The organism is Accumulibacter sp., assembly GCF_031732815.1.
Lineage (GTDB): Bacteria > Pseudomonadota > Gammaproteobacteria > Burkholderiales > Rhodocyclaceae > Accumulibacter.
Genome location: NZ_JAVMKF010000316.1, coordinates 19,242 through 44,664, shown reverse-complemented (window position 1 = coordinate 44,664; position 25,423 = coordinate 19,242). Strand labels below are relative to the sequence as shown.

Genomic DNA, 25,423 nt, shown 5'->3' with positions numbered 1-25,423 from the left:
CGCCGACGCAGCACTGCCTACTCGCCAGCCTTTTGCGGAATCGTGTTCAGCACGTCAGCCGGCGTCACCGGCGGAACCGGTTTGGCGGCGGCCGCCCTTGGTTTTGCTGCAGCGGGTTTCGCCACCACCGGCGGACTGGCTACCGCGACCGCCTCGGCAGCTTCCTTGGCGGCCGGTTTGGCTGCGCTGCGCGCTGGCGCCCTGGCCGCCGGCTTGCCTTCGGTCAGCGCCTGCACGGCGGCACTCAACTCGACGACGCGTTTCGACAGCTTGTCGATATCCTGCTTGGTCGGCACGCCCAGGCTGCCGAGCGCGCGCGCGACCCTGTCCTCGAAGACCTGCTCGAGCCGATCCCACGTCCCCGCCGCCTTGCCGGCGACCTGAGCCACCTTCTCGTCGGTCATCTTGCGCGTCCTGGCCTGGATGCTCTCGCCTTCCTTGACCAGCGCGTCGAACACCTTGCCGCCCTCTTCCTGTGCTTTGGCAAAGGCACCGAGGCCCGCCAGCCAAATCTGCTGCGCCGATTCCTTGACCGTCAAAGCCAGTTGATTTTCCCCCAGGCCACCCGCCAGATCACGCAATTTCTTACCCATCATCATCTCCTTAACGTCGTTATCGAAAGGTCAACAAGTTTTTTGCTTGCCCTCAGGAGCTAGTCTAGTGACAATATCTAGAGGACGCACACTAAAGACCAGCGAAGTTGCCCGCCGAGCGTGTGCGTCCAGTCACGGCAGGCTTCGCACGACGACCATGTATGCAGGGAGACCCGTATGAATTACTTCATAACCGGCGCCACCGGTTTCATTGGCAAACGCCTGGTTGCCAAACTCCTGGCGCGCCCGGAGGCCACCGTGTACTTCCTGACACGCGCCATCGAGCTGCCGCGGCTGGCCGAGTTGTACGCTTACTGGCAGACGAGCGAAGCGCGCGTCATCCCGATCGTCGGCGACCTGACGCAGGCGCAGCTTGGCGTTTCGGAGGCTGACCTGAGCCGATTGAGCGGCCGCATCGACCACTTCTTTCACCTGGCCGCGATCTACGATCTGAAAGCGAGCGCCACCGATCAGCAGCAAGCCAACGTCGAGGGTACGCGCAACACGGTACGTCTGGCGGAAGCGATTGGCAGCCGGCATTTTCATCTGGTCAGTTCGATCGCTGCCGCCGGACTCTTCGAAGGACTCTTCCGCGAGGACATGTTCGAGGAAGCTGAAAACCTCGATAACCCCTACTTCCGTACCAAGCACGATTCGGAGGCGATCGTTCGCAAGGAGTGTTCGCTGCCATGGCGCGTCTTCCGCCCGGCAATCGTCGTCGGCGATTCACGTACCGGTGAAATGGACAAGGTCGATGGGCCGTACTACTTCTTCAAGCTCATCCAGAAGATGCGCAAGCTGTTTCCGGCGTGGATGCCGACCATCGGCATCGAGGGCGGCCGCATCAACGTCGTGCCGGTGGATTTCGTCGTCGCGGCAATGGATCATATTGCTCACCTGGACGGTGAGGACGGTCATTGTTTCCATCTGACCGATCCAACGCCGATGCGCGTTGGCGATCTGCTCAACACCTTCGCGCGTGCCGCGCACGCGCCGGAGATGGCCATGCGGGTCAATGCTGCATTGCTCGGCTTCATCCCGCGTTCGGTGCGCAAGGCGATGTTTGCCCTGACTCCGGTGCGACGAATCCGCAGTGCGGTGATGAAGGACCTCGGCCTGCCCGATGACATTCTCGAATTCATCAACTACCCGACGCGTTTCGACTGCCGCGAAACGCAACGCGCGCTGCGCGGCAGCGGCATTGCCGTGCCGCCGCTCGACACCTATGCCTGGCGGCTATGGGATTATTGGGAACGCCACCTCGACCCGGACCTCTTTATCGACCGGACGCTGCGCGGCCAGATCGAGGGCAAGCTTGTCCTCGTCACCGGCGGATCTTCCGGCATTGGCAAGGCCACCGTTCGCAAGATGGCCGAAGCGGGAGCCATCGCGGTGACCATTGCGCGCGATGCGCAGGCGCTGGAAGAAACCCGGCGCGAGTTCGAGGCTGCCGGCCTGAAGCTGATCACCTACGCGGTCGACGTCGCGAACCCCGAACAGTGCGCCGCCTTCGTCGAGGAAATCAGCCGCCTTTACGGGGGCGTCGACATTCTGGTCAACAACGCGGGGCGCTCGATTCGCCGCGGAATCGAAAGCTCGTTCGACCGCTTTCACGATTTCGAGCGAACGATGGAGGTCAACTACTTCGGTGCCTTGCGGCTCACGATGGGCTTTCTGCCCGGCATGATCGCCAAACGCAAGGGCCACGTGATCAACATCTCGTCGATCGGCGTGCTGACCAACGCACCGCGTTTCTCGGCTTACGTGGCATCAAAGGCCGCGATGGACGCGTGGGCGCGTTGCGCGGCTTCGGAATTTGCCGATCGTGGAATCGAATTCACCACGATCAACATGCCGCTGGTCAAGACGCCGATGATCGCGCCGACCAAGCTTTACGACCAGGTGCCAACGCTCAGCCCGGACGATGCCGCGGAAATGGTCGTCGAGGCGATCATTCACAAGCCGGTACGAATCGCCACCCGCCTCGGGATTTTCGGTGCGCTGCTTCACTCGCTGACGCCGAAAGTCGCCCAGATCGTGATGAACACCAGTTTCCGCATGTTCCCCGATTCGAGCGCCGCGTCGCACGCCAGCGCCGAAGCGAAACAGCAGACCGCCGACCAGATCGCTTTTTCGCAGATCATGCGCGGGATTCATTTCTGACCCGGCGGCACGACGAGCGATGACTACCCCGAACTCTGGCAGTCCCCACAGCGCCAACGCGCGCCAGCTCTTGCAGGACTTGCAGGACAAATTCCCGGTCATGCGTGACTGTCGTCCGCTGGCCATAGGGATAGACAAACAACTGTTGGCGCGCCTTCCCGACGTGGACCGCAAGCACTTGCGCATCGCGCTCGGCATCCACACCCACTCGCTGCGCTATCTGAAAGCGCTGGAGAAGGCGCAAGTTCGGCTCGATCTGGAAGGCAATCCGGCCGGCGAGGTGACGCCTGAACAACGCGTCTACGCTGGCGGACTGGTCAAGGAGAGGTTGGAAAGGCAGGCGGCACAGCGCCGGGCGCAGCGCGAAGCAGACGCGCTGGCGCGGCAACATGCGGAAAAGCTTGGCCGTCTGGTTGAGAAGTTCGGTCGCCTCAAATAGGCAATGGTGCAGCGCGGGCGGCGCGGCTCGCGCCTGATTGATCGAATGGATACGCCGCATGAAGCACCTCTTGCGAGACAGCGCACCGATCGAGCTCTATGCCTGGCTCGACGCCGACGACGAACTGCCGGGCTGGGACATCCTGCTCGGCAATCCTTTCAGCAAGTCCTTGCCGGAGGATCAGTTCACCACGGTGCAGAACTACTTTGCCGAGTACCATCTGGAGTACTTCCGGCAGCGCCAATATCAGCACTTTCCCAGTCGCCTGCATGCCCTGCTGCTCTTTGCCACGCGCGTCGACGCCGAAACCTTTCGCCGCAAGCATCCGGCGCGCGTCTTCGGCAAGCTGCTCGTGTGCGCGCGCAGCAAAGGGACGTACAGGTGTTCATTTCACGATTCAAGCTGGCTTGATTACCTGCGCCTGCCGCATAGCCTCAATCTTGCGATGCTCGACGAAGTCGCCCGCCACTATTGGAGCGGTGCGCTGGTCGAAGAAGTTGGCCTGACCTTCATGAACGAACGCTGGCACGAGCCGCCGGTGATCGAAGCGCTCTTCCAGGGCATGCTCGAGCCCCTCAACAACGCGCCAGACAGCGGCTGGTTGCCCGGCTTCGCCTGAGCCGGCCAGTGATGCCCTCGCCTTCCGGCTGGTGCTCGCCGCACACCCGCAGGTGGGCCGAGCGTCGGCTGTCCCGCCGGTGAGCCGCCCGCTGATCAGCGGAGTGGTGCTGGCAGGCGGACTCGCCCGCCGCATGGGCGGCGCCGACAAAGGATTGCAGTTGCTCGCCGGCAAGCCGCTCGTGCAATGGGTCGTCGAGCGCCTGCGGCCGCAAGTCGACGAATTGCTGATCAACGCCAATCGTGAACTCGCCGTTTACGCGGGTCTGGGTTACCCGGTCATCGGCGACCGCATCCCGGGTTTCGCCGGTCCGCTGGCCGGTTTGCACGCGGCTTTGGCCAGCGCGGCGAATCCGCTGGTCGCCTGCGTTCCGTGTGACTCGCCGCTGCTCCCCGCCGATCTGGTCGAGCGCCTCTACCACGCGCTGGCCAGCGAGGGGTGCGACCTCGCACACGCTCGAACCCTGGCGCAGCGTCAACCGATATTCTGCCTTTGCCGGCGCGCCCTGCTGCCGCATCTGACCACCTTCCTGCAAGACGGCGGCCGACAGCCCGGCCTCTGGTACCGCACGGTAAGCGCGTGCGAAGTCGCCTTTGACGACCAGGCCGAGGCTTTCTGCAACGTCAATACCTTCGACGATCTCGCTTGCTTGGCGAGTGGCGTGGCTGGGCAGGACGGCGTCGATGCCGCCGCTGCGGATCAGCTTCAGCCTTTCGCTGCGCGCCACACGCACTCGAGATAGGCGACGGCGTCGATTGTCGTGCGCTCCCTTTGCGCGCGCCAGAGGGCTTCGCCCAGGCATTCGAGGATGCGGTGTTCTGCCGCGTGCGGGTCAAGGCGCGCGGCCAGGGCCTGAAACGCGGCGCGGATTCCCGGCGGCTGGTCGATGCTCAATTGTTCGGCAATCGCCAGATGCAGCGACAAATGAAGAAACGGGTTGAGCTGTCCGCCCTCGGGAAGGTATTCCTGTGCGGCGGCCAGTTCCGGGTCGGCGAGTAGCGCATGGTACTCGGGATGGCGGATGATCACGTCGACCGCAGTCGCCTCGGCGCCTTCGAGCAGCGAGCGCTCGCGGTGTTTCCTCCACGCCGCGCAGAAGAACTCGCGCACCTGCGCTCGCGTTGGATTAAACATCTGACGACACGAGCGTTTGGCCGGCCGCAGCGTACTCCGCGCAGAGATCGGCAAGACAACAGCGCGCACATTCCGGCCGGCGCGCCTTACAGACGTAGCGCCCATGCAGGATCAGCCAATGGTGCGCGGAACGGCGGAACTCCTCGGGAACACGCTGCAGCAACTCGAGTTCGACCGCCAGCGGCGTCTTTCCGCTGGCCAGACCGATCCGCCGGGCAACACGAAAAATGTGCGTGTCGACGGCGATCGTCGCTTCGCCAAAAGCGACGTTGAGAACGACATTCGCCGTTTTCCGTCCGACGCCGGGCAAGGCTTCAAGCGCTTCTCGCGTAGCCGGGACCTCGCCGGCGTGCTTCTCGAGCAGTTGCCGACAGCTTGCGATGACGTTCTTCGCTTTGCTTCGAAAGAGTCCGATCCGATTGATATAGGGCAGCAAACCAGCTTCGCCAAGAGCCAGCATGGCGGCTGGTGTCGGGGCCGCGGCAAAGAGCGTGCGCGTCGCCTGGTTGACGCTCTTGTCGGTCGCCTGCGCCGACAAGATGACCGCGATCAGCAATTGAAAGGGCGTTGCGAATTCGAGTTCGGTCTCCGGTTGCTCGTTTTCCGCGCGCAAGCGGGCAAAGACCCGGCCGATGTCGGCCGCACTCAGGCAGGGCGAATCGACCATCTCAGGCACCCCCCGCCAGGTTGCTCAGCGTTGTTGCCGGCTGGCCTCGGCTGCGCCGCGCCGCCGCCCGCGCTTCGACCCAGTTCTTCCAGGCAATCAAGCAGCCCAGCACGATGAAAGCCCCAGGCGGCAGGATGGCAAGCAGGAAACCAGGATAATCCTCCGGCAGGATCTGCCACGGACGGAGTGCCGGAATGACCATGTCGATACCCGCGAACAGCGTACCGCCGGCGATGAATTCGCGCAGGCCGCCGAGCAGCGCCAGCGTCCACAGCATCCCGACACCCATGAACACCCCGTCGAAGGCCGCCTGCAGCGGTGGATTCCGATTGGCAAAAGCCTCGACGCGCGCGAGTACGATGCAGTTCGTGACAATCAACGGAATGAAGATGCCGAGCACCTGGTACAGCTCATGAAACTGAGCGTTGAACACCAGGTCGACAACGGTCACCAAGGCAGCGACGATCAGGATGAAAACCGGAATGCGGATCTCGTGCGGAATCAGATTGCGCAAGGCGGCAACCGCAACGTTGGCAATCGCCATGACCAGTATCGTTGCCAGCGAGAGCATGACGCCGTTGACCATGTTGCTGGTCACCGCGAGCAACGGGCAGAGGCCGAGGATCTGCACCAGGCTGGTGTTCTGGTGCCAGACGCCGTTATTCCGGATTTCCTTGAACTCAGCGCGGCTGATCATCGCTCTTCTCCTGTCGGGTGCCGTCGGCAAACCACTCCGCGCGGCGTTTCGCAACGTGCTGCAAGGCCTTGTGCACGGCGCGGATGACGGCACGTGGCGTGATCGTCGCTCCGGCGAGCGAGTCGAAGCGCCCGCCATCCTTCTTGACGCGCCAGTCGCGCTCGCCCAGGGCGGCCAGCGACAGGCCGTCGAATTGTCGAATCCATGGACGTTCCTTGTTCTTATCCTTGCGCGGCTCGATGTAATCGCCCAGACCGGGCGTTTCCTTGTGCTGGGTGACGCGTACGCCGAGCAGCCGGCCATCAGCAGTCACGGCGATCAGCAGGCGGATCTTGCCTGAGTAGCCGTCCGGGGCAACGGCCTCGAACACCAGCGCCGTGATCGCGCCCTGCCGGCGTGCCCGATAGGCCGTCGATTCCTGCTCCAGGCCAAGCTCCGGCGTCGGCGCCAGTGTCAGGACATCCCTGAGAAAGTCATTGTCATAGAGCTCGGGGGGAAGCACCTCGCCGATCAGTTTCATCTTCTCCGCCGCCGCCGCCGCCTCGACGGCGGGTCGCGTCCACTGATAGGCAGCTGCCAGCAGCCCGGTGAACGCGGTGACGAAGAGAAACAGGATGAGCGCCGTGCGCACGGCCATCCTGAGCGGCGTCGGCGTCTTCGCCGGCGATGTCACCTCTTTTCCTTCATGCCGAAGATCGGTGGCTGGGTGTACATGTCGATCAAGGGTACACACAGGTTCATCAACAGAACCGCGAAAGCGACGCCATCCGGATAACCGGCAAAGACGCGGATGACGTAAGCGAGAACCCCCGCGGCAAAGCCGAAAACAAGCTTCCCGCGGGCGGTCGTACAACCCGATACCGGATCGGTAACGATGAAGAAGGCACCCAGCATCGCGCCGCCGGAAAAGAGATGGAACAAGGGATTGGCGAAATGCTCCGGACGCCAGGCCCAGAGGGCGGCGGCGAGCAGCGACAGGCCGGCAATGAAAGCAAGTGGTGTTTGCCAGCCGATCACCTTGCGCTGCCATAGCCAGAGGCCACCAAGCAGGTAGCCGGTAGTCACCCATTCCCACCCGCGCCCGGCAAAGTTGCCAAAGACCTCCTGCGTGGCGAGCAGCGTCGGCACATCGATGTTTCCCTCGCTCATTTTCAGCGCTGTCTTGATCGCATCGAGCGGCGTCGCGCCGCTCATCACGTCGACGCGTGGCGCCAATCCGGCAACCAGCTCGAACTGTTCGCGTAGCGAGAGTTGCAGGCCGAGCACCGGCCATTGCGACATCAGGGCCGGAAACGAGACGATGCACGCGGCGAAAGCAACCATTGCTGGATTGAACGGGTTCTGGCCCAGTCCGCCGTACAGGTGCTTGGCAATCACAATGGCGAACAGGGTGCCGACGACGACCAACCACCATGGCGCCATCGGCGGAAAGGTCAGCGCGACCAGCCAGGCGGTGACTACCGCGCTACCGTCGGTGAGAAAGAGCGCCATCGGTCGGCTGCGCAGGCGAAGCATCACGGCTTCGCCGCACAGCGCCGCGGCCGTTGCCAGCAATAACTGGAACAGGATGATCGGCCCGATCAGCCAGACGTAGGCAGCGATTCCCGGGAGCAGGCCGATCAGCACCTGCAGCATGATCCGCCGCACGCTGGTACGCTCAAGCAGGAGGTATGGGGGAGTCGAAAAATCCATCGCTCAATCGCCTGATGCGGCCTTATCCAGCGGGCTTTCCGGTGGCGCAGGCGGGGCGCCGGTGGCGCTTGCCAGGCGTGCCCGTCGCGCGTCGACGGCTGCGATTTCCTTTGCCTGCGCTGGTGTGAGCGAGTCGATATTCCTCGCCGCCTGTTCCGCGCGTTGGGCGCGGGCACGTTCCATCGCGGCCTGGATGGTCGCCCTTTTCAGCGCTTCAGCGTCAAGCGTGCCGGCGCTGCCGGCAGCATCGACGGTAGCCGGCGGCGTGTCGTGTGCGCCGCGCGCGCGCGGGCTGCCTTCGGCCTCGTCGCCCGCGGGCAGCGCCCCAGCCTTGCGTTCAGCCGCCTTGGCGGCAGCGGCTTTCGCCAGCCGCTCAGCCTTTTCTTCCTTCTCGCGCTCTTCGCGCGCGTTGCGCAGTTCAAAACGCGCTTTGGCGGCGTCGGCAGCCTTCTTTTCGCGCTCGCGCGCCCAGATTTCGCTCTTGGCAAAACGAAAATACTGCACGAGCGGAATGTGCGACGGGCAGACATAGCTGCAGCAGCCGCACTCGATGCAGTCGAAGATGTGATACTCCTGCGTCTTGCCGAAGATCCTGGCCCGCGAAAACCAGTACAGCTCGAACGGCTGCAACTCGTGCGGACACGCCTCAGCGCACGCTCCGCAACGGATGCACGGCATCTCGGGCGGATTCGGCGGAAAGAGCCCGGCCGATCCAGCAATGATGCAATTGGTCGCCTTGACCACTGGCGCGTCGAGGCTGGGCAGGGCAAAGCCCATCATTGGGCCACCCATCAGAAAAGCGTTGGTATCGTGCCGCGGCTCAGCGAGGGCGACGAACTCGCGCAGCGGCGTCCCGATCCGGACGTCCCAATTGCGCGGATGAGCGACGTTGCCGGTAAGCGTGACGGTGCGCGAAATGACCGGCTCGCCGAACTCGAGCGCGCGGTACGCCGTGTAAACCGTAGCCACGTTGAAGCATTGCACACCGAGTTCGGTAGACCGCCGACTGGCCGGCACTTCCTTGCCGGTCAGCACGCGGATCAACTGCTTGGCGCCGCCCGCCGGATAGCGCGTCGGAACAGCAACGACCGCATAATCGAGCTGCAGGCGCTCGACCGCAGCGCGCATTGCGGCGATTGCTTCCGGCTTGTTGTCCTCGATGCCAATCAGCACGCGCTGCGCCGCCAGCAACTCGCGAAAGATGGCAATCCCGCGTACCGTCTCGTCGGCCCGCTCGCGCATCAGCATGTCGTCGCAGGTCATGAAGGGCTCACACTCGGCGCCATTGATGACCAGATCTTCTACCGTCACGGACTTTGCCGGCGTCAGTTTGGCGTGGCTGGGAAAGACCGCACCGCCCAGGCCGACGACTCCGGCGTCGCGCAACATCTCGCGCACGCGTTCGGGTGGCAGACGACGGTAGTCGATGGGCTTGCGCTCCACCCATTCGTCGCTGCCATCGGGCTCGATGACGACGCTCAGCGTCGACAAGCCCGAGGGGTGCGTCGCGACATGGTCTTCGATCGCCAGGACACGACCCGAGGTCGGCGCGTGCACGGCGGACGACATCCAGCCGTCTGCACCCCCGATCAACTGGCCTTTGCCCACTGTCTCGCCCGGGCGGACGAGCGGATTGGCCGCCCCGCCAATGCTCTGGTGCAAAGGCACGTAGAAGCGCTCGGGCAAGGGCGCGAGGCCGATTGCTTCCTGTACCGACGGGCTCTTGCCGGTCTGCGGCTTGACGCCGCCTTTGAAGCTGAACAGTCGCTGCAGCATCAGCGCGGCCCTAGGCAGCCCGCCGGATGGCGACGACCGGGTACTTCCATTTCCAGTTTTCGAGGTTCTCGCTCAATGGCTCCATGCGGATACATTCGACCGGACAGGGCGGGATACACAGTTCGCAACCCGTGCACAGCGGCCCGATGATCGTGTGCATCTGCTTCGCAGCCCCGACGATGGCGTCCACTGGACATGCCTGAATGCAGAGCGTGCAGCCGATGCACGTCTGTTCGTCGATGATCGCCACCTGCTTCGGCTTCTCCTCGGCGACCAGTGGTTTGACCTCGCGCCCGAGCAGATCTGCCAGCTTGCGTACGCCGTCCATGCCGCCCGGGGGACAGAGGTTGATTTCTGCTTCGCCGGAAGAGATCGCCTCGGCGTAGGGCTTGCAGCCAGGGTAACCACACTGGCCGCACTGCGTCTGCGGCAGAATGGCATCGATCTTTTCGACCAGCGGGTCACCCTCGACCTTGAACTTGATCGAGGCGTAGCCGAGCGCCGCGCCGAGAACGATGGCACCCAGCGCCATGATGGCCAGGCTGGCGATCATTGATACTTGTCCAGACCGACAAAGCCCATGAAAGCCAAGCTCATCAGCCCGGCGGTGACCATCGCGATCGCTGCCCCGCGAAAGTAGACCGGTACGTCTGCTCCTTCGATGCGCTCGCGAATCCCGGCGAAAAGGACGAGAACAAGCGAGAAACCTGCCGCGCTGCCCGCTCCAAAAAGCAGCGACTCGACGAAATTGAAATCGTTGGCGACGTTCAGCAGCGGCACCCCGAGAACGGCGCAGTTGGTCGTGATCAGCGGCAGGTAAATACCCAGCACCTGGTGCAAGAGCGGACTGGTCTTCTGAATGACCATCTCGGTCAGCTGGACGATCGCCGCGATGGTCACGATGAACGACAGCGTGCGCAGGTATTCGAGCCCGAAAGGCATCAACAAGTAATGGTCGATGACGTAGCTTGCTCCCGTTGCCACGGTGAGCACGAAAGTGGTCGCCGCACCCATCCCGAAGGCCGTGTCCAGCTTCTTCGAGACGCCCATGAACGGACACAGACCGAGAATCTTGACGAGAACGACGTTATTGACCAGGACGGCGCCGACGATGATGAACAAATAGTGAGTCATGGCTGTGGCATGGACGCTGGGCAGCACGTGGTGAAGCGCAGAGATTATCCCGGGCGCGAGCCCGGTGCGCAAGCTTGGCGACCGCTGCCGAGCGAGCTGCGGTCATCCCTGACGCAGGGCAGCAATCGCCTTGGCCGCTTCGCCGACGAGTTGCGGCCCGCGATAGACGAAGCCGGTGTAAAACTGGACGAGGCTGGCTCCGGCAGCGATCTTTGCGGCGGCATCGGCGCCGCTCATGATCCCGCCGACGCCGATGATCGGCAGTTCGCCCGCCAAGGCCGCCGCCAACTGGCCGACGACCGCGGTCGAGCGCGCGAACAGGGGCTGCCCGGAAAGGCCTCCCGCCTCCTCGGAGTTCGGCAGACCCTCGACACCGCTGCGCGCGATCGTCGTATTGGTGGCAATGACGGCATCGATCCGATGCCGGCGCAGCAAGTCGGCGATCAGCCGGATCTGCCCCTCTTCCAGGTCGGGTGCGATCTTCAGCGCGAGGGGCACGTAGCTGCCGTGCACCTCGGCCAGCCTGATTTGCGCCGTTTTCAGGCGAGCCAGCAAGGCAGCGAGCGCGTCGTCCTTCTGCAACTCGCGCAAGTTTTTCGTGTTCGGACTGGAAATGTTGATCGCGACGTAACTGGCTGTCGAATAGACGCGTTCGAGACAGATCAGATAGTCGTCGGCCGCCTGCTCGATCGGTGTGTCGAAGTTCTTTCCGATATTGATGCCGACGATACCGCCGCCGCGCTTGAAGCGGCTGCCGGCCACATTGGCCAGCAAGCGGTCGACGCCGTCATTATTGAAGCCCATGCGATTGATGATCGCGCGCTGCTGCGGAATGCGAAAGAGGCGCGGGCGTGGGTTTCCCGGCTGTGCGCGTGGCGTCACCGTCCCGACCTCGAGGAAGCCGAAGCCAAGGGCAGCCAGCGCGTCGATGTGAGCGCCGTTCTTGTCCAGACCGGCGGCCAGACCGACGCGATTCGGGAAGTCGAGACCCATCACGCGCAGCGGGTCGACTGGAACGTCGCCCGCCAGCAGACACCCGGCACGCGTCGCCGCAAGCAGGTCGACACCGGCCAGCCCGAGCAGGTGCGCCGTTTCCGCGTCGAGCGAAAAAAAGAAGCGACGAATCAGCGGATAGAACATGTACACATTCTACCGCATTGCAACATGCCGAGCGATCAGCGTTTTCGCTCGCCGATGGGTAGCGCTGCTGCGCGTCGCGCCGGGAACGGCTTTTCGTGGGCCTGAGCGTCTCGACGCACTGATGTGCAAGCCGAAGTCACTTACAATGCTGCGTTGCTGTTCCCCGATTTCATCAACGAGAAAGGACCAACCATGTCGTATTCCGCTTTCGTGCAGGCACGTGACTTCCTTCTGGCGCACCGTACCGACTATCAGACCGCCTACGACGGTTTCAAGTGGCCGGAACTGACCGAGTTCAACTGGGCCATCGACTACTTTGACGTGATGGCTGCCGGTAATGATCGGCGGGCGCTATGGGTGGTCAACGAGGACGGATCGGAACAGACAATGTCTTTTGCCCAGATGTCCGCCCGATCGAATCAGGTCGCCAACTGGTTGCGCCGGCAAGGCGTGCGGCGCGGCGATCGCATTCTGATGATGCTCGGCAATGAAGTCGCGCTCTGGGACACCATGCTCGCCGCCTTCAAACTTGGCGCCGTCCTGACGCCGGCGACGACGCTGCTGGCGCCGGACGATCTGCGTGACCGCCTTGACCGTGGTCAGGTCCGCCATGTCATCATCGGTCATACGCACGCCGACAAGTTCGCCAGCCTGCCGGGCAACTACTCGCGCATCACGGTTGGCGGCGTGGTGGCCGGCTGGCAGGCGCTGGAAGATGCCTACCAGGAGTCGAGCGACTTCCAGCCGGACGGAGCGACGCTGGCGACCGACCCGATGCTGCTTTACTTTACTTCCGGCACGACATCCAAGCCCAAGCTCGTACTGCACAGTCATCAGAGCTATCCGGTCGGCCATCTGTCGACGATGTACTGGCTCGGCTTGCAGCCTGGCGATGTGCATTGGAACATCAGCTCTCCGGGCTGGGCGAAACATGCCTGGAGTTGTTTCTTCGCGCCGTGGAATGCGGGCGCAACGATCTTCATCTTCAACTACTCACGCTTCGCTGCGTCAGCGATTCTCGACACGCTGGTGCGCTGTTCGGTGACCACGCTGTGCGCCCCGCCGACCGTCTGGCGCATGCTGATTCAGGAAGACCTGGGCAAGTACCCGGTCAAAGTGCGCGAATTGATCGGCGCTGGCGAACCGCTCAATCCGGAAGTCATCGACCAGGTCAAGGACGCCTGGGGAATCACGCTGCGCGATGGTTTTGGCCAGACCGAGACGACGGCACAGGTCGGAAACTCGCCGGGGCAGCCGGTCAAACTGGGTTCGATGGGACGACCGATGCCGGGCTACCAGGTTCGCCTGGTCGACAGCGACGGTAATGTCTCGGATGAAGGTGAAATCTGCCTCGACCTCAGCGCCCGCCCGCTTGGTCTGATGATTTCCTATGCCGATGATCCGGAAAAGACGGCCGAGGTAATGCGCGACGGTTTCTATCACACCGGCGATACCGCGTCGGTCGATGCTGACGGCTACATCACCTACGTCGGGCGCGCCGACGATGTGTTCAAGGCTTCCGATTACCGAATCAGCCCCTTCGAGCTGGAGAGTGTTCTGATCGAGCACGAGGCCGTCGCTGAAGCTGCCGTCGTACCGAGCCCAGACCCGCTTCGGCTGGCCGTTCCGAAAGCCTTTCTGACGCTACGCACGGGCCACGAGCCCAGCCGCGAACTGGCGCGTGACATCTTCGTCTTCCTGCGCAGCCGCCTTTCGCCTTACAAACGCGTCCGGCGAATCGAGTTCGGCGAATTGCCGAAGACCATCTCGGGCAAGATTCGCCGGGTCGAACTGCGCAAGGGCGAGCAGGACAAGGCGGCTGCTCCGCAGCGTGGCGCCTTCGAGTACTACGAAGACGATTTCGACTTCTGAGTCATCCCGCGCCTCGAGCGAATGACCACCTGACCGGGACAAAGCCGAGTCTGCCGTGTCGCTGGCCAGCGCGGCGGCAGATTTGGCGCCGCCGCCTGGTCCAATTTGACCGACGGATGGCGACAGGCTGAGCTTGACCGAGCGGCTCGCGCCAGCGCCGGTCGTAGGCGGGGCCAGGAGGTGACGGCTTATCGTCCAGCGCTCAGGCCGGGCGATCGAGCTTGGCGCCGAGTTGATCTTCGCCGCGCGTCTCGCCCGCCTTGCCGTGGAGTTGTTGCTCGATCCCCTCGAGCAATCCGCTCGCCGCGTCTTCGATCATGTCGAGCACGAGGTCAAAGCCGTGCCCCAGACCGTAGTAGGGATCGGGGACTTCGTCGTCGTCGAAATTCTTCGAGTAGCTCATGAACAGACCGAGGCGCTCATGCTTCTCGGGCGGACAGATGCGCTTCAAGGCATCGAGGTTGTTCTGATCCATGGCCAGGATAAGGTCGAAATAATCGAGGTCCTGTGCGGCAACCTTGCGCGCGCGCATGTCGGAGAGATCGTAACTGCGGCTCGCGGCGGCCCTCTGCGTTCGTTGATCGGGAGCCTCGCCAACGTGGTAGCCGTGCGTTCCGGCAGAATCCACCTCGACCTTGTCCTCAAGGTTTTTCTGGCGCAGGAGATGGCGGAAGACGCCCTCTGCAGTCGGCGAGCGGCAGATGTTTCCCATGCAGACGAATAGAACCTTGATCACCCTCGACCTTCCAGTTTCGTTTCCACTTCGGCGCCGCGCCGGCTCGCGCGGACGGCACCGCCTGTTCACGCGTATCTTATAATGAATTGCTTCTTTTCCGAAACTCGCCAACGGACGAGCGTTCGGTGGCCGGCCCGCCGTTGCATGGCGGCCGGCGTGCTGCGCCCGCCCGGCGCCGCCAGGGCCGGGTCAGCGGCAGGCTCGTGCCGCTGGTCAAGGCTTGCGCGTCGGCAGCTTCGTTCGCGCGGGCGACTTCATTGTGCCGGCGACGCCCGCTCCCGGTGGGCGCGGCTTCGTGCTGCGCTGGGGGTGAGCGGTGCTCGCCCGTGCGCCTTGCTCGCTCGCCGGACGCCCACCCGTCGCTCCCTTGCCGCTCCTCTCCGTCTTGCCGCGCTCGTCGTGCTTCTCGCCGGCAAAGGGATTGCTCGACACGTTGAACTGTATGCGCAGCGGTGTCCCCTGCAACTCGAAAACGCTGCGGAAAGTGTGCTCGAGATAGCGACGATACGACTCGGGAACCTTGTCGAGAGCGTTGCCGTGGATGACGATCAGCGGTGGATTGCGGCCGCCCTGATGTGCGTAACGCAGCTTCGGGCGAAACTGACCGCTGCGCGGTGGCGCCTGGCGGGCAACCGCGTCGATCAGCGCGCGCGTCAGCTTCGGTGTCGGCAGCTCGGCGGTGGCGGCGCGATAGGCGGCGTCGACCGAGCGGAAGAGCGCTGCCAGACCGTGCCCGCGTAGCGCAGAAACGTAGTGGAAACGAGCAAAATCGATGAAAGCGAGCTGCTTCTCCAGCGTTTCCTTGATCTGCTGGCGACGATACGAGTCAAGCTCATCCCACTTGTTGACTGCGACGACCAGCGCGCGGCCCGCCTCGCGGATGAACGCCGCGATATGCGCGTCCTGATCCGCAATGTCCTGCCGCGCGTCGAGCACGAGGATGACCACCTGGGCCCCTTCGATCGCCTGCAGAGTCTTGATCACCGAGAACTTCTCGATTGTTTCAAAAACCTTGCCGCGGCGCCGCAAGCCGGCCGTATCGATCAACGCATAACGGCGGCCGTCGCGCTCGAAGTCGATGACGATCGAGTCGCGCGTCGTTCCTGGCTGGTCGAAGGCAATCACTCGCTCCTCGCCGAGCAGCGCGTTGACCATCGTGCTCTTGCCAACGTTCGGCCGCCCGACAATGGCCACCCGGATCGCTGAGTCGGCCTCAGCTTCCTCCTGCGCCTGGGCGAAGGGAGCGAGCGCCGCCTCGAGCAAGCCGCCAACACCAGCCCCGTGCGCCGCGGAAATCGCCAGTGGCTCGCCCAGACCCAACTCGTGGAAATCGGCCCCGGCGACCGCCGCATTCATGCCTTCTGCCTTGTTTACTGCGACCAGGACGCGTTGCCCGGACCTGCGCAAGCGGATGGCGATCTCCTGGTCGAGCGCGGTGACGCCACTGCGTCCATCGACGACCAGAATGACCACATCCGCCTCGTCGATCGCCTGTTCGGTCTGGCGTGCCATCTGGTAGCTGATCCCCTCTTTCGCCAGGGGCTCGAAACCGCCGGTATCGATCACCAGGAAGGGTTTGCCGCCAAGCCGACCATGGCCGTAGTGCCGGTCGCGCGTCAGGCCGGGCAGGTCAGCCACCAAGGCATCGCGGGTACGCGTCAGGCGGTTGAACAAGGTCGATTTGCCGACGTTCGGCCGGCCGACAAGCACGATATTGGGCTTCACTCGACGCCTATCGCGAGGACGCTGCCAGCGCTCGTCTGCAGAATGACATCCCTCGTTCCGGAAAGCTGCGGCGCCGCCAGTACCGGACTTCCATCGCTGCGCACGCGTGCGGCGAATGAACCATCCTCGCGGTTCAGGAAGTGCACCGTCCCCTGCACATCGGCGACTGCCAGCAGGCCGGAGACGACCAGCGGCGCGGTCAGCCGGCGCAGGAAGAGCTTGTCCTGTTTCCATATGCTTGCCCCGCTGGCCCGGTCCAAGGCATGCAAAGCTCCCTTATCGTCCGCCACAAACACGTAGCGGCTATCGAGCGCGAGCCCGGCGGCACTGGAGATGTCGCGCGTCCACATCAGGTTGCCCGAACCGAGGTCGAAACACGCGACACGTCCCTGATACGCCGCCGCGCAGACGGTGCGACCATCGATCACCGGAACGCTCGTCACGTCGGCAATCCGGTCGAGTTCGGTTGCTCCCTTTGGCAGTGCAACCGTTCCTTCCCACAAGGGCGCTCCGTTGTCGAGCCCCAAGGCGATCAGCTTGCCGCCAGGAAATCCAACGAAGAGGTATTTGTCGACCAGCACGGGAGGTGCCGTGACACGCAGCGAAAGGGGCGGGTTCGGCCGCTGGTAGATCCACTTGCGCTTGCCGTCGAAGGCATCGTAGGCGGTCAGCCGGTGGTCGCCGCTGCGCACGATGACCAGCCCCGGGGCAAGGACCGGCGGCGCGATGATCTCGCTGTTGGTCGAGGTCTTCCACAGCAGCTTGCCGTCGGCTGCGGCAAAAGCGAGTACTTCGCCCTTGGGCGAGCCGACGACGAGCATCCGCTCGTCAGCCGCAACACCGCCCGACAAAGGCCGCTCGGCCTTGATCCGCCAGCTTGCCTGCCCGTCGTCCAGGCGGGCGATCGTGCCGTTCGCTGCCGCCGCGTAAACCGACGACCGGACGACGGCCGGCACGAACGCCTGGCCAGCGGACTTGCCGACATCGTACTGCCAGAGGACGCGCGCCGCCACCGTCGCCTGTATCGGCTCCAGCGAGGCCATCTTGGGGCCACTGCCGGAAAAGGGATTCAATGCGTCGAGCAGCGAACACCCGCTGCTCAGCAAGCCCAGCAAGAGAACGGCGGCTGCCCGCTTCATCAACCGCTCTCCCCTTGCGCATCAAGCTTCTGCTCGACGAGTTCGCGATAGGCGGCGGCCGTCTGCCGATCCTGCACGCCAGCCCCGCCGCCTTTCTTCGCCCCTTCGTCGAGACGAGTCAGCGCCGCCTGATACGCGGTGCGTGCTTCCGCCCTCTTCCCCTGCGCAGCCAACACGTCGCCGCGCACCTCGGCAACGCGCGCCGCGAAACCGCCAGCCGTCGCCTGGCCGAGTTGTGTCAGGGCTTCGTCGTAGGCCTTCTCGTCGATCAGCAAGGTGGCCAGGCGCAAACGCGCCAGATCGCGCAGATCATCGCTGGCGTGCTCGGCGACCCACTGCAACTGCAGCTTGGCAGTCTTTACGTCATTTGCTGTGCTCGCCACATGCGCCGCCTTCAGTGCCGCCAACACGGCATACGTCGTACCGCCGTACTTCTCGAGCAGTTCGCCGCTGGCCGCCTTGATTCGCTGTGCGTCGTTGTCGAGCACCGCTTTCTGCAGGACGGCGTAAGCGGCCGAGGCCTGTACCGCCTGATTACGCTGATACCAGTTCCACCCCTGCCAGGCGATGACGCCCAGCGAAGCAATGGTCGCCACGATCGTCACCAGGTTGCCGTACTGCTTCCACCACGCCTTCAGTTCGGCGATCTGCTCCTGCTCTTCGAGGTCATACGTAGCCATCAACACTCATCCCGATCCAGATCCAGTAGATAATTTCTGATTGCGTCGCCGACGTCGTCGGCAGCGATGCGTTGCTGTCCCGCCGCTGGCGCGAAGGCGCCGCGCAGCGGCTTGAGCGTCACCTCGTCGGCTGCTGCTTCGTCGTCGCCAATGATGACCGCGAAGATTGCGCCGGAGGCATCGGCCTTCTTCATCTGCGCCTTGAAACTGCCACCACCGCAGTGAAAGAGGACGCTGATTCCCTGATCGCGTAGACGCTCGGCAACGCGCACGGCAAAGCGTGAGGCGGCGCTCCCCTGATGCACCAGGTAGACCTCGACAGCATCGCTCTGGGTCGCACCGCCGGCGTCGCGAACCAGCGCCAGCAAACGTTCAACACCCAGGGCAAAACCGCAAGCGGGCGTCGGCTTGCCACCCAACTGTTCGACCAGCCCGTCGTAGCGCCCGCCGGCACAGACCGTTCCCTGCGCCCCGAGACGATCGGTAACCCACTCAAAAACCGTCAGGTTATAGTAGTCCAGCCCGCGCACCAAGCGCGGATTGATGACAAAGGCCTGGCCGGCATCGTGCAGCACTTGCTGGACGCCGTCAAAGTGGGCTCGCGACTCGCCGCCGAGGTGATCGATCAGGCGCGGCGCGCCCTGCAGCAAGTCGTGCAGCGCCGGATTCTTGCTGTCGAGAATGCGCAGCGGATTGCTCTGCAGGCGTCGGCGGGAATCGTCATCGAGCGCCTGTTCGTTGCGCGTGAGGTAGGCAATGAGTTCGCTGCGATGCCGGGCGCGTTCGTCGGGCTGGCCAAGCGTATTGATCTGCAGGCTGATCCCGTCGAGGCCGAGATCCGCCCACAAACGCGCGCCCATCAGGATCTGCTCGCCATCGATGTCCGGTCCGGGCAGGCCGAGCGCTTCGACGCCAACCTGGTTGAACTGCCGGTAACGGCCCTTCTGTGGTCTTTCGTGGCGAAACATCTGGCCCATGTACCAGAGGCGCTGCGCCTGCTGGGCGACCAGATTGTGCTGAATGGCCGCACGCACGCAACCGGCGGTTCCTTCCGGGCGCAAGGTCAGCAACTCACCGTTCAGGCTGTCGACGAAGGAGTACATTTCCTTTTCGACGATGTCGGTGACCTCGCCGATCGCCCGCCGGAAGAGCGGCGTCGGTTCGACGATCGGTAGCCGGATCGGCCGGTAAGCGTAGCGCTTCAGCCAGCTACGGACGGTGTCTTCGAAAAGTTCCCAGAACTCCGCCTCATCGGGCAGGATGTCGTTCATCCCGCGGACGGACTGAATCTTTGGCGAGTTCATTGGTCGGACAACTTCCTCCGATAGGTGCGCGCGACATACGCGTCGACGATGGCGGTAAACTCCTCCGCGATATGTTCGCCACGTAGCGTCACACTCTTGACGCCGTCCACAAATACGGGAGCTGCTGGCGCTTCACCGGTCCCGGGTAAGCTGATTCCGATGTTGGCGTGCTTGCTCTCCCCGGGACCATTGACGACGCAGCCCATGACGGCCAGCGTCATGCTCTCGACGCCGTCGTGCTCGATTCGCCACTGTGGCATCTTTGCCCGCACGTGCGCCTGAATCGATTGCGCAAGTTCCTGAAAGAAACTGCTTGTCGTGCGGCCGCACCCAGGGCAGGCAACGACCATCGGCGTGAACGCGCGCAGCCCCATCGTCTGCAACATCTCCTGCGCGACGATGACCTCGTGCGTCCGCTGCCCGCCCGGCTCGGGCGTCAGCGAAACGCGGATCGTGTCGCCTATGCCCTCCTGCAGCAGAACGGCCATCGCCGCCGTCGAGGCGACGATTCCCTTTGAACCCATGCCGGCCTCGGTCAGACCCAGGTGCAGCGGGTAGTCGCAGCGCCGCGCCAGTTCGCGATAGATGGCGATCAGATCCTGCACCCCGGAAACCTTGCACGAAAGGACGATCTGGTCGCCGCCCAGGCCGATTTCCTCGGCCCGCGCGGCCGACTCGAGCGCCGAGGCAACCATAGCCGTGCGCATCACCTCAAGCGCGGGCATCGGCTGTGCACGACTGGCGTTCTCGTCCATGATGCGCGCCAGCAGATCCTGGTCGAGGCTGCCCCAGTTCACCCCGATGCGCACTGGCTTGCCGTAACGGCAGGCCAGTTCGATCATCTGCGCAAACTGCTCGTCGCGCTTTCGCCCGTGCCCGACGTTGCCCGGATTGATCCGGTACTTGGCAAGTGTTTCCGCACAGCCGGGATGGTCGCTGAGCAGACGATGGCCGTTGTAATGAAAATCGCCAATCAGCGGTGCGTCGATTCCCATGCGGTCGAGATGCGCACGAATTTTGGGTACGGCGAGCGCGGCTTCCGCGGTGTTCACGGTGATCCGCACCCACTCCGAACCAGCGCGCGCCAGTTCGGCGCACTGGATCGCCGTGCGCAGCGCGTCAGCGGTATCGGTGTTTGTCATCGATTGGATGAGGACCGGCGAACCGCCACCGATCATCGTCTGCCCGACACGGACCTGCCGGGTCGGCCGCTGCCCGCCGATCGGGAACCCGCCGCTCACGCCGGCCTCGTCGGCGACTTGCCGTTCATTCGACATTCAGGCGCGCGACCTCGCCCTTGCTGTGTGGCGCCAGGTCGATCGTGCGCCCCTGGTACTCGAGTCTGACCTGCGTCGCGTTGCCAACGACGAGTGCAAAGGGCGGTTGCCCTTCGACCTCACGCTGACTGCCAGCCGGATTATTGTCCGCCACGATGACCTGTCCGCGGCCATCGCGCACCTGCAGCCAGGCGGCCTGGCCAAAGGTGAACTTGAGCCGGTTGGCGGCTGGTTGAGACTCGCTGCTCACTATGGGTTTGCCAGACGTCGTCGCCTCCGACGAGAGGACGGTTGCGTTTGGCGCTATTACCGGGGTGACCGATTCGCCGCTGGCGGGCAGTGCGCTCGCTTGCTGAGTTGTGGCCTGGACGGTTGTCGGCGCTTCCGCGGCCGGCCGCACCTCCGTCGGTGCGGGCGTGCGTTCAGCCGGCGCTGACCGGCCGAAACTGCTGATCATGCCGCTCATCCTCTCGTGCCAGGCCTCAGGTGGGACATAGAAGTAGATGAGAAGGGCGAGAACGAGAAGCAGCAGTCCACCGACGATGGCCAGAAAGTCGCGCCGCTCGACCCGGTTGGCAACATGCGGCAAGCTGGCGCTGGTTCCCGCCGAGGCCTCGAGTCTGGGCGTCTGCTGCAGTTGCGCCGCGTCAAGCGCGTGCATCAGCGCTTCCGAATCCAGTCCGAGCAAGCGTGCGTAGTTGCGCACGAAACCGCGGATCATCGTATTGCCGGGCAAGGCCGACCATTCCTCGGCTTCCAAGGCTTCAACCTGTCGCGGCGCCAGTTTGAGCGACTGCGCGGCTTCGGCGATGCTCAGGTTGCGCGCTTCGCGTGTCCGGCGCAAGCGTTGCCCAACACCGCCGACATCGGCGTTCGCCGGTAGCACCTGGTCTGCGGACAGCGGATCGGCAATACCGATCGCTGTCGTCTTTTCTCCCCCGGCATGGGAGAATCGGGTTTCTTCACTCATTCGAAGTTGCCTTTCAGCAGTTCCTGAGTCTCGCTCGACAACGGAAACCTCCGTTTCAATTGGCTGGCGTAGCGCGCTTCCGCCTGACGGTTGCCCAGGTTGCGCTCGATGCGAACGATCAGCCACAGCGCGTCGGCACCGGGCTCGGCGGGGCTGAGCACGCTCTGCATCTGCTGCCGGGCGAGGGCGAAGTCGCCCCGACGATAGCTGATCTCTGCCAACTGCAGCAGGCCGGCCGGGTTGTCCGGGTGGATGCGCAGACTGTGCTGAACGAAATCCTCGGCTTGCGCAAGATTGCCGAGCCGGGTGTAACACGCACCAGCATTCAGATACGCCTTGTCGGGCGTCGCATACAAGGGATTGCGGATTGCCCGCTGAAAGAAAGCGATGCCTTCCTTCTCGCGACCGATCTGGCAGAGAAACCATCCGTAGTTGTTGTGGATCTCGGGATCGTTCGGTTCGAGGCGCAGCGCGCGCTGAAAGTCGCGCTCGGCCAGCTCCATTTCCTTGATGTAGTAATGGGCGAGGCCACGGGTATTGTAGGCCTTGGCGTAGTCGGGATCGATTGAGATGGCAATCAGCAGTTCTTCCAGTGCCACCGCAAGCTGGCCTTCCTGCAGATAGAGCGAGCCCAGTTCGACATGCAGCTTGGCACGCGTTCGCGTGTCGCGTGGAGCCGTCGGCGTGCGCGAATCGCTTGCCTCATCGGGTTTCGTCCGACCACCCGGCGTCAGTGCACCGGTTGAGCACGCGCTGAGCGACAGCGCGAGGAGCAGGATCAGCACCGCCCTGGTCATTGCAGTTGGCCGTTGTAGACAAGCTGGACCGGGTGTTGCCGTGTGCGCTGCGTGCGATCGCGCACCTGGCCGGCCAACTGCCCGCAGGCAGCGGCAATGTCGTCACCGCGCGTCTTGCGGGTCGTCGTGACGACGCCAGCGGCCAGCAGTATGTCGGCAAAACGCCGGATGCGCGCAGCCGACGAGCGGCGATACGAAGAGCCCGGAAATGGATTGAAGGGGATCAGGTTCAGCTTGCAAGGCACCTCGCGCAGTAGCGCGAGCAGTTCGTGCGCCTGCGCATCGGCGTCGTTCACCCCGTCGAGCATGATGTATTCGAAAGTAATGAAATCGCGCGGCGCGCGTTCGAGATAGCGCAGGCACGCCGCCAGCACGCTCGACAAGGGGTACTTGCGGTTGATCGGCACCAGTTCGTCGCGCAGACGATCGTTCGGCGCGTGCAGCGAAACGGCCAGCGCGACGGGGCACTCCTCGCGCAGACGGTCGATCGCCGGGACCAGCCCGGAAGTCGATACGGTGACCCGGCGCCGCGAGAGGCCGTAGGCGTTGTCGTCGAGCAGCAGACGAAGGGCCACGATGACATTATCCAGGTTGGCCAGGGGTTCGCCCATACCCATCAACACGACATTGCTGATCACCCGCTCGCCGGAGCCTTCCCGGCTCGGGTAGGCACCCAGCGCGTGCCGCACCTGCCACAACTGCCCGACGATCTCGGCGACACTCAAGTTGCGATTGAAGCCTTGCTTGCCGGTTGCACAGAACGAGCAGTCAAGCGCACAGCCGGCCTGCGTGGAGATGCACAAGGTTCCGCGCTCGACCTCGGGAATGAAAACCGTCTCGATCGCGTTGCCACCGCCGACCGCGAAGAGGAACTTGCGCGTTCCATCCTCACCCAGGCGGTCGGCGATGATCGCCGGCGGGCTGATGACCGAAAGCGTGGAGAGCTTTTCCCGCAGGTTCCTGGCGATATCGGTCATGTCGGCGAAGTCGGCCTGCCCGCAACGATGCAACCAGCGCAGAACTTGGCGGGCGCGAAACGCCTTCTCGCCGTGTTCAGCGAAAAAGCCGGTCAGGCCGACCGCATCGAAATCGAGCAGATTGATCACCATATGCCCGCTGGGTCGACGATCAGCGGCCGGAATAGACGCTCATCGCCGGGAAGAAGAAGGCGATCTCGGTGCGTGCCGTTTCCTCGCCATCCGAACCGTGTACGGCGTTCGCATCGATCGACTCGGCAAAGTCCGCGCGTATGGTTCCCGGCTCGGCCTTCTTCGGATCGGTCGCGCCCATCAATTCGCGGTTCTTGGCAATGGCGTTCTCGCCTTCCAGCACCTGGATCATCACCGGACCCGAGATCATGAAGGACACGAGGTCCTTGAAGAACGGACGCTCCTTATGCACGGCATAGAAAGCACCGGCCTCCTGCGGCGACAGCCAGGCCATCTTCGCGGCAACGATCTTCAGGCCATTCGATTCGAAGCGGGAATAGATCTTCCCGATGACGTTCTTGGCAACGGCATCGGGCTTGATGATTGACAGGGTACGTTCGCTAGCCATGAGCAACTCTCCCAATTGGGGTGGACGAAAAAGAACGGCAAATCATGTCTCTAGAAACCTAATCCGAGATTATACCAACAGTCGCCCCGGTCATGCCGGAATTGCCGGCATCGATGGGGCCAAGCGGTCGTCCGGGCGCGCTGCGCTTGGTTCGGGCGCCGTTGCACGCCGTTGCCAACACCGACAGCCGGACCCGCCTGTGCCGCGCAGGCGGCGAGCGCGGCTTCGCCGGGCGGCGCCTCAACCGGGTATGTGCGCGAAGGCGCGAGTCGCATCAGCCGCGCGTGTAAATCGATGAAGCGAGCTCCGGGGTTGGCACGGCGGCCCTTGGGGGGGTCAAGAGGCGCCGGTGAAATCTCACTCGATGTTCTGCACCTGCTCGCGCATTTGCTCAATCAGCAGCTTGAACTCGATTGCAGTTTGCGAAACCTCAGCCACCAGCGACTTGGAGGCCAGCGTATTGGCTTCGCGGTTCAACTCCTGCATCAGAAAATCCAGCCGCTTGCCGCTTGCCCCACCTGCAGCCAGAACGCGCTCGACCTCGTCGAGGTGCGCGGCAAGTCGTGTAAGTTCCTCGGCAACATCGATCCGCGCAGCAAAGAAGGCGACTTCCTGCCGCATGCGCTCACCGTCGGCAGCCTCGACGACCTCCAGCAGGCGTTGCCTGAGCCGCTCGGCGAAAGCTGCCTGGGCCTCGGGTATGCGCGGTTCGACCGCACGCAACAAGGCGCGCATGCGCGCGACGCGTTGGCTCAGCGCCTCGGCCATCTTCTCGCCTTCGCGCGCTCGACAGGCATTCAGCTCGTCCAGCGTATCGGCGGCGAGCGCCAGGCAGGCAGGGGCAAGCGTCGCCAGGTCGAGCGTATCGTCGCCGAAAACCCCCGGCCAGCGCAGGATGTCGGCAACACTCAGTGGCGTGGCGAGCGGCAGGACGCTGCGCACACGCTGCTCACAGGAGCGCAAGCGATCGAGCACATCAGCGTTGAGCGTTGCCGACGCCCCGCCCCCTGCTCCGCTGGCAAAACTGACGCGACACTCGAGCTTACCCCGCGTCAATCGGGTACCGACGAGTTCGCGCAGTGCCGGCTCGACCAGGCGCAGTTCGTCACAGACACGGAAGAGACAGTCAAGGTAACGTGAGTTGACGCTTTTCAGCTCGACGTGAAGGACACCGCCCGGGGCGGCACGGGTCTTTGCGGCATAGCCGGTCATACTGTAAATCATCGGGATTCCTGACTCGTGCAAGGTTGGCAATGACAAGCAGCTTTACAGCCGCCCCCGAAAAACCGGACAATGCCTGAAAAAGGCCAAT

General features: G+C 63.7%; 26 protein-coding genes. 5 read left to right on the top strand and 21 right to left on the bottom strand.

From position 1 onward, the window contains the following. Nucleotides 1–17: 17 nt before the first annotated feature. On the bottom strand, nt 18–593 hold the full coding sequence (locus RKP46_RS19285) for a phasin family protein (RefSeq protein WP_311108124.1): 576 nt from the start codon (nt 591–593) through the stop codon (nt 18–20). A 177-nt stretch (nt 594–770) separates the two neighbouring features. Between RKP46_RS19285 and RKP46_RS19280 the strand changes: the two genes are divergently transcribed. The 4 genes from RKP46_RS19280 (at nt 771) to mobA (ending at nt 4,556) form a co-directional block, all read left to right on the top strand. Beyond that, nucleotides 771–2,756 carry an SDR family oxidoreductase gene (locus RKP46_RS19280; RefSeq protein WP_311108123.1) on the top strand — a complete coding sequence of 662 codons (1,986 nt, stop codon included), beginning with the start codon at nt 771–773 and terminating at the stop codon, nt 2,754–2,756. Between the two features lie 19 nt (nt 2,757–2,775). Next, the gene (locus tag RKP46_RS19275) at nt 2,776–3,195 is read left to right on the top strand and encodes a ProQ/FinO family protein (protein WP_311108122.1); all 420 of its coding nucleotides are present in this window, start codon (nt 2,776–2,778) and stop codon (nt 3,193–3,195) included. Between the two features lie 58 nt (nt 3,196–3,253). Next, nucleotides 3,254–3,814 carry a hypothetical protein gene (locus RKP46_RS19270; protein WP_311108121.1) on the top strand — a complete coding sequence of 187 codons (561 nt, stop codon included), beginning with the start codon at nt 3,254–3,256 and terminating at the stop codon, nt 3,812–3,814. A 79-nt stretch (nt 3,815–3,893) separates the two neighbouring features. Beyond that, nucleotides 3,894–4,556 carry a molybdenum cofactor guanylyltransferase MobA gene (gene mobA, locus RKP46_RS19265; RefSeq protein ID WP_311108120.1) on the top strand — a complete coding sequence of 221 codons (663 nt, stop codon included), beginning with the start codon at nt 3,894–3,896 and terminating at the stop codon, nt 4,554–4,556. Here mobA and RKP46_RS19260 read toward each other — a convergent pair. From RKP46_RS19260 to RKP46_RS19220, 9 genes are all read right to left on the bottom strand, one after another. Next, the gene (locus RKP46_RS19260; protein ID WP_311108119.1) at nt 4,520–4,948 is read right to left on the bottom strand and encodes a DUF1841 family protein; all 429 of its coding nucleotides are present in this window, start codon (nt 4,946–4,948) and stop codon (nt 4,520–4,522) included. The genes mobA and RKP46_RS19260 overlap by 37 nt on opposite strands. Continuing rightward, nucleotides 4,941–5,615 carry an endonuclease III gene (gene nth, locus RKP46_RS19255; RefSeq protein WP_311108143.1) on the bottom strand — a complete coding sequence of 225 codons (675 nt, stop codon included), beginning with the start codon at nt 5,613–5,615 and terminating at the stop codon, nt 4,941–4,943. Before nth ends, RKP46_RS19260 begins: the two co-directional genes overlap by 8 nt. 1 nt (nt 5,616) lies before the next feature. Beyond that, nucleotides 5,617–6,312, bottom strand: a complete 696-nt coding sequence (locus RKP46_RS19250; protein ID WP_311108118.1) for an electron transport complex subunit E — start codon at nt 6,310–6,312, stop codon at nt 5,617–5,619. Beyond that, nucleotides 6,296–6,985, bottom strand: coding sequence for an electron transport complex subunit RsxG (gene rsxG, locus RKP46_RS19245; RefSeq protein ID WP_311108117.1), 690 nt, complete (start codon nt 6,983–6,985; stop codon nt 6,296–6,298). The genes RKP46_RS19250 and rsxG overlap by 17 nt, the downstream gene beginning before the upstream one ends. Further along, on the bottom strand, nt 6,982–8,004 hold the full coding sequence (locus RKP46_RS19240; RefSeq protein ID WP_311108116.1) for an RnfABCDGE type electron transport complex subunit D: 1,023 nt from the start codon (nt 8,002–8,004) through the stop codon (nt 6,982–6,984). Before RKP46_RS19240 ends, rsxG begins: the two co-directional genes overlap by 4 nt. Before the next feature lie 3 nt (nt 8,005–8,007). Continuing rightward, nucleotides 8,008–9,780, bottom strand: a complete 1,773-nt coding sequence (gene rsxC / locus RKP46_RS19235) for an electron transport complex subunit RsxC (RefSeq protein WP_311108115.1) — start codon at nt 9,778–9,780, stop codon at nt 8,008–8,010. Nucleotides 9,781–9,790: 10 nt separating this feature from the next. Further along, complete coding sequence (gene rsxB / locus RKP46_RS19230; protein ID WP_311108114.1) at nt 9,791–10,333, bottom strand: electron transport complex subunit RsxB; 543 nt, start codon at nt 10,331–10,333, stop codon at nt 9,791–9,793. Then, nucleotides 10,330–10,914, bottom strand: coding sequence for an electron transport complex subunit RsxA (gene rsxA / locus RKP46_RS19225; protein WP_311108113.1), 585 nt, complete (start codon nt 10,912–10,914; stop codon nt 10,330–10,332). The genes rsxB and rsxA overlap by 4 nt, the downstream gene beginning before the upstream one ends. Before the next feature lie 102 nt (nt 10,915–11,016). Continuing rightward, on the bottom strand, nt 11,017–12,054 hold the full coding sequence (locus RKP46_RS19220; protein WP_311108112.1) for a quinone-dependent dihydroorotate dehydrogenase: 1,038 nt from the start codon (nt 12,052–12,054) through the stop codon (nt 11,017–11,019). A gap of 192 nt (nt 12,055–12,246) precedes the next feature. Between RKP46_RS19220 and RKP46_RS19215 the strand changes: the two genes are divergently transcribed. Further along, nucleotides 12,247–13,926, top strand: a complete 1,680-nt coding sequence (locus tag RKP46_RS19215; protein WP_311108111.1) for an AMP-binding protein — start codon at nt 12,247–12,249, stop codon at nt 13,924–13,926. 202 nt (nt 13,927–14,128) lie between these two features. Here the strand turns inward: RKP46_RS19215 and RKP46_RS19210 are convergent, their stop codons facing one another. The 11 genes from RKP46_RS19210 to RKP46_RS19160 all read right to left on the bottom strand — a co-directional run bounded on the left by RKP46_RS19210 (nt 14,129) and on the right by RKP46_RS19160 (nt 25,335). Continuing rightward, on the bottom strand, nt 14,129–14,662 hold the full coding sequence (locus RKP46_RS19210) for a low molecular weight protein-tyrosine-phosphatase (RefSeq protein WP_311108110.1): 534 nt from the start codon (nt 14,660–14,662) through the stop codon (nt 14,129–14,131). Nucleotides 14,663–14,875: 213 nt separating this feature from the next. Further along, on the bottom strand, nt 14,876–16,387 hold the full coding sequence (der, locus tag RKP46_RS19205) for a ribosome biogenesis GTPase Der (protein ID WP_311108109.1): 1,512 nt from the start codon (nt 16,385–16,387) through the stop codon (nt 14,876–14,878). After that, nucleotides 16,384–17,526, bottom strand: a complete 1,143-nt coding sequence (gene bamB, locus RKP46_RS19200; protein WP_311108108.1) for an outer membrane protein assembly factor BamB — start codon at nt 17,524–17,526, stop codon at nt 16,384–16,386. The genes der and bamB overlap by 4 nt, the downstream gene beginning before the upstream one ends. Further along, nucleotides 17,526–18,206, bottom strand: coding sequence for a tetratricopeptide repeat protein (locus RKP46_RS19195; RefSeq protein WP_311108107.1), 681 nt, complete (start codon nt 18,204–18,206; stop codon nt 17,526–17,528). The genes bamB and RKP46_RS19195 overlap by 1 nt, the downstream gene beginning before the upstream one ends. Further along, nucleotides 18,206–19,510: a histidine--tRNA ligase gene (gene hisS / locus RKP46_RS19190; RefSeq protein ID WP_311108106.1), complete on the bottom strand. Its 1,305-nt coding sequence runs from the start codon at nt 19,508–19,510 to the stop codon at nt 18,206–18,208. The genes RKP46_RS19195 and hisS overlap by 1 nt, the downstream gene beginning before the upstream one ends. Then, a complete protein-coding gene (gene ispG, locus RKP46_RS19185) occupies nt 19,507–20,751 on the bottom strand; it encodes a flavodoxin-dependent (E)-4-hydroxy-3-methylbut-2-enyl-diphosphate synthase (protein WP_311108105.1) in 1,245 nt (414 codons plus the stop codon). The genes hisS and ispG overlap by 4 nt, the downstream gene beginning before the upstream one ends. Before the next feature lie 25 nt (nt 20,752–20,776). After that, complete coding sequence (locus tag RKP46_RS19180) at nt 20,777–21,757, bottom strand: RodZ domain-containing protein (protein ID WP_311108104.1); 981 nt, start codon at nt 21,755–21,757, stop codon at nt 20,777–20,779. Beyond that, the gene (pilW, locus tag RKP46_RS19175) at nt 21,754–22,554 is read right to left on the bottom strand and encodes a type IV pilus biogenesis/stability protein PilW (RefSeq protein ID WP_311108103.1); all 801 of its coding nucleotides are present in this window, start codon (nt 22,552–22,554) and stop codon (nt 21,754–21,756) included. The genes RKP46_RS19180 and pilW overlap by 4 nt, the downstream gene beginning before the upstream one ends. Further along, a complete protein-coding gene (rlmN, locus tag RKP46_RS19170) occupies nt 22,551–23,663 on the bottom strand; it encodes a 23S rRNA (adenine(2503)-C(2))-methyltransferase RlmN (RefSeq protein ID WP_311108102.1) in 1,113 nt (370 codons plus the stop codon). The genes pilW and rlmN overlap by 4 nt, the downstream gene beginning before the upstream one ends. 19 nt (nt 23,664–23,682) lie before the next feature. Then, entirely contained in the window at nt 23,683–24,111 is a 429-nt protein-coding gene (gene ndk / locus RKP46_RS19165) for a nucleoside-diphosphate kinase (RefSeq protein ID WP_311108101.1), read from the bottom strand. 357 nt (nt 24,112–24,468) lie between these two features. Beyond that, nucleotides 24,469–25,335, bottom strand: a complete 867-nt coding sequence (locus RKP46_RS19160; RefSeq protein ID WP_311108100.1) for a YicC/YloC family endoribonuclease — start codon at nt 25,333–25,335, stop codon at nt 24,469–24,471. Between the last annotated feature and the right edge of the window lie 88 nt (nt 25,336–25,423).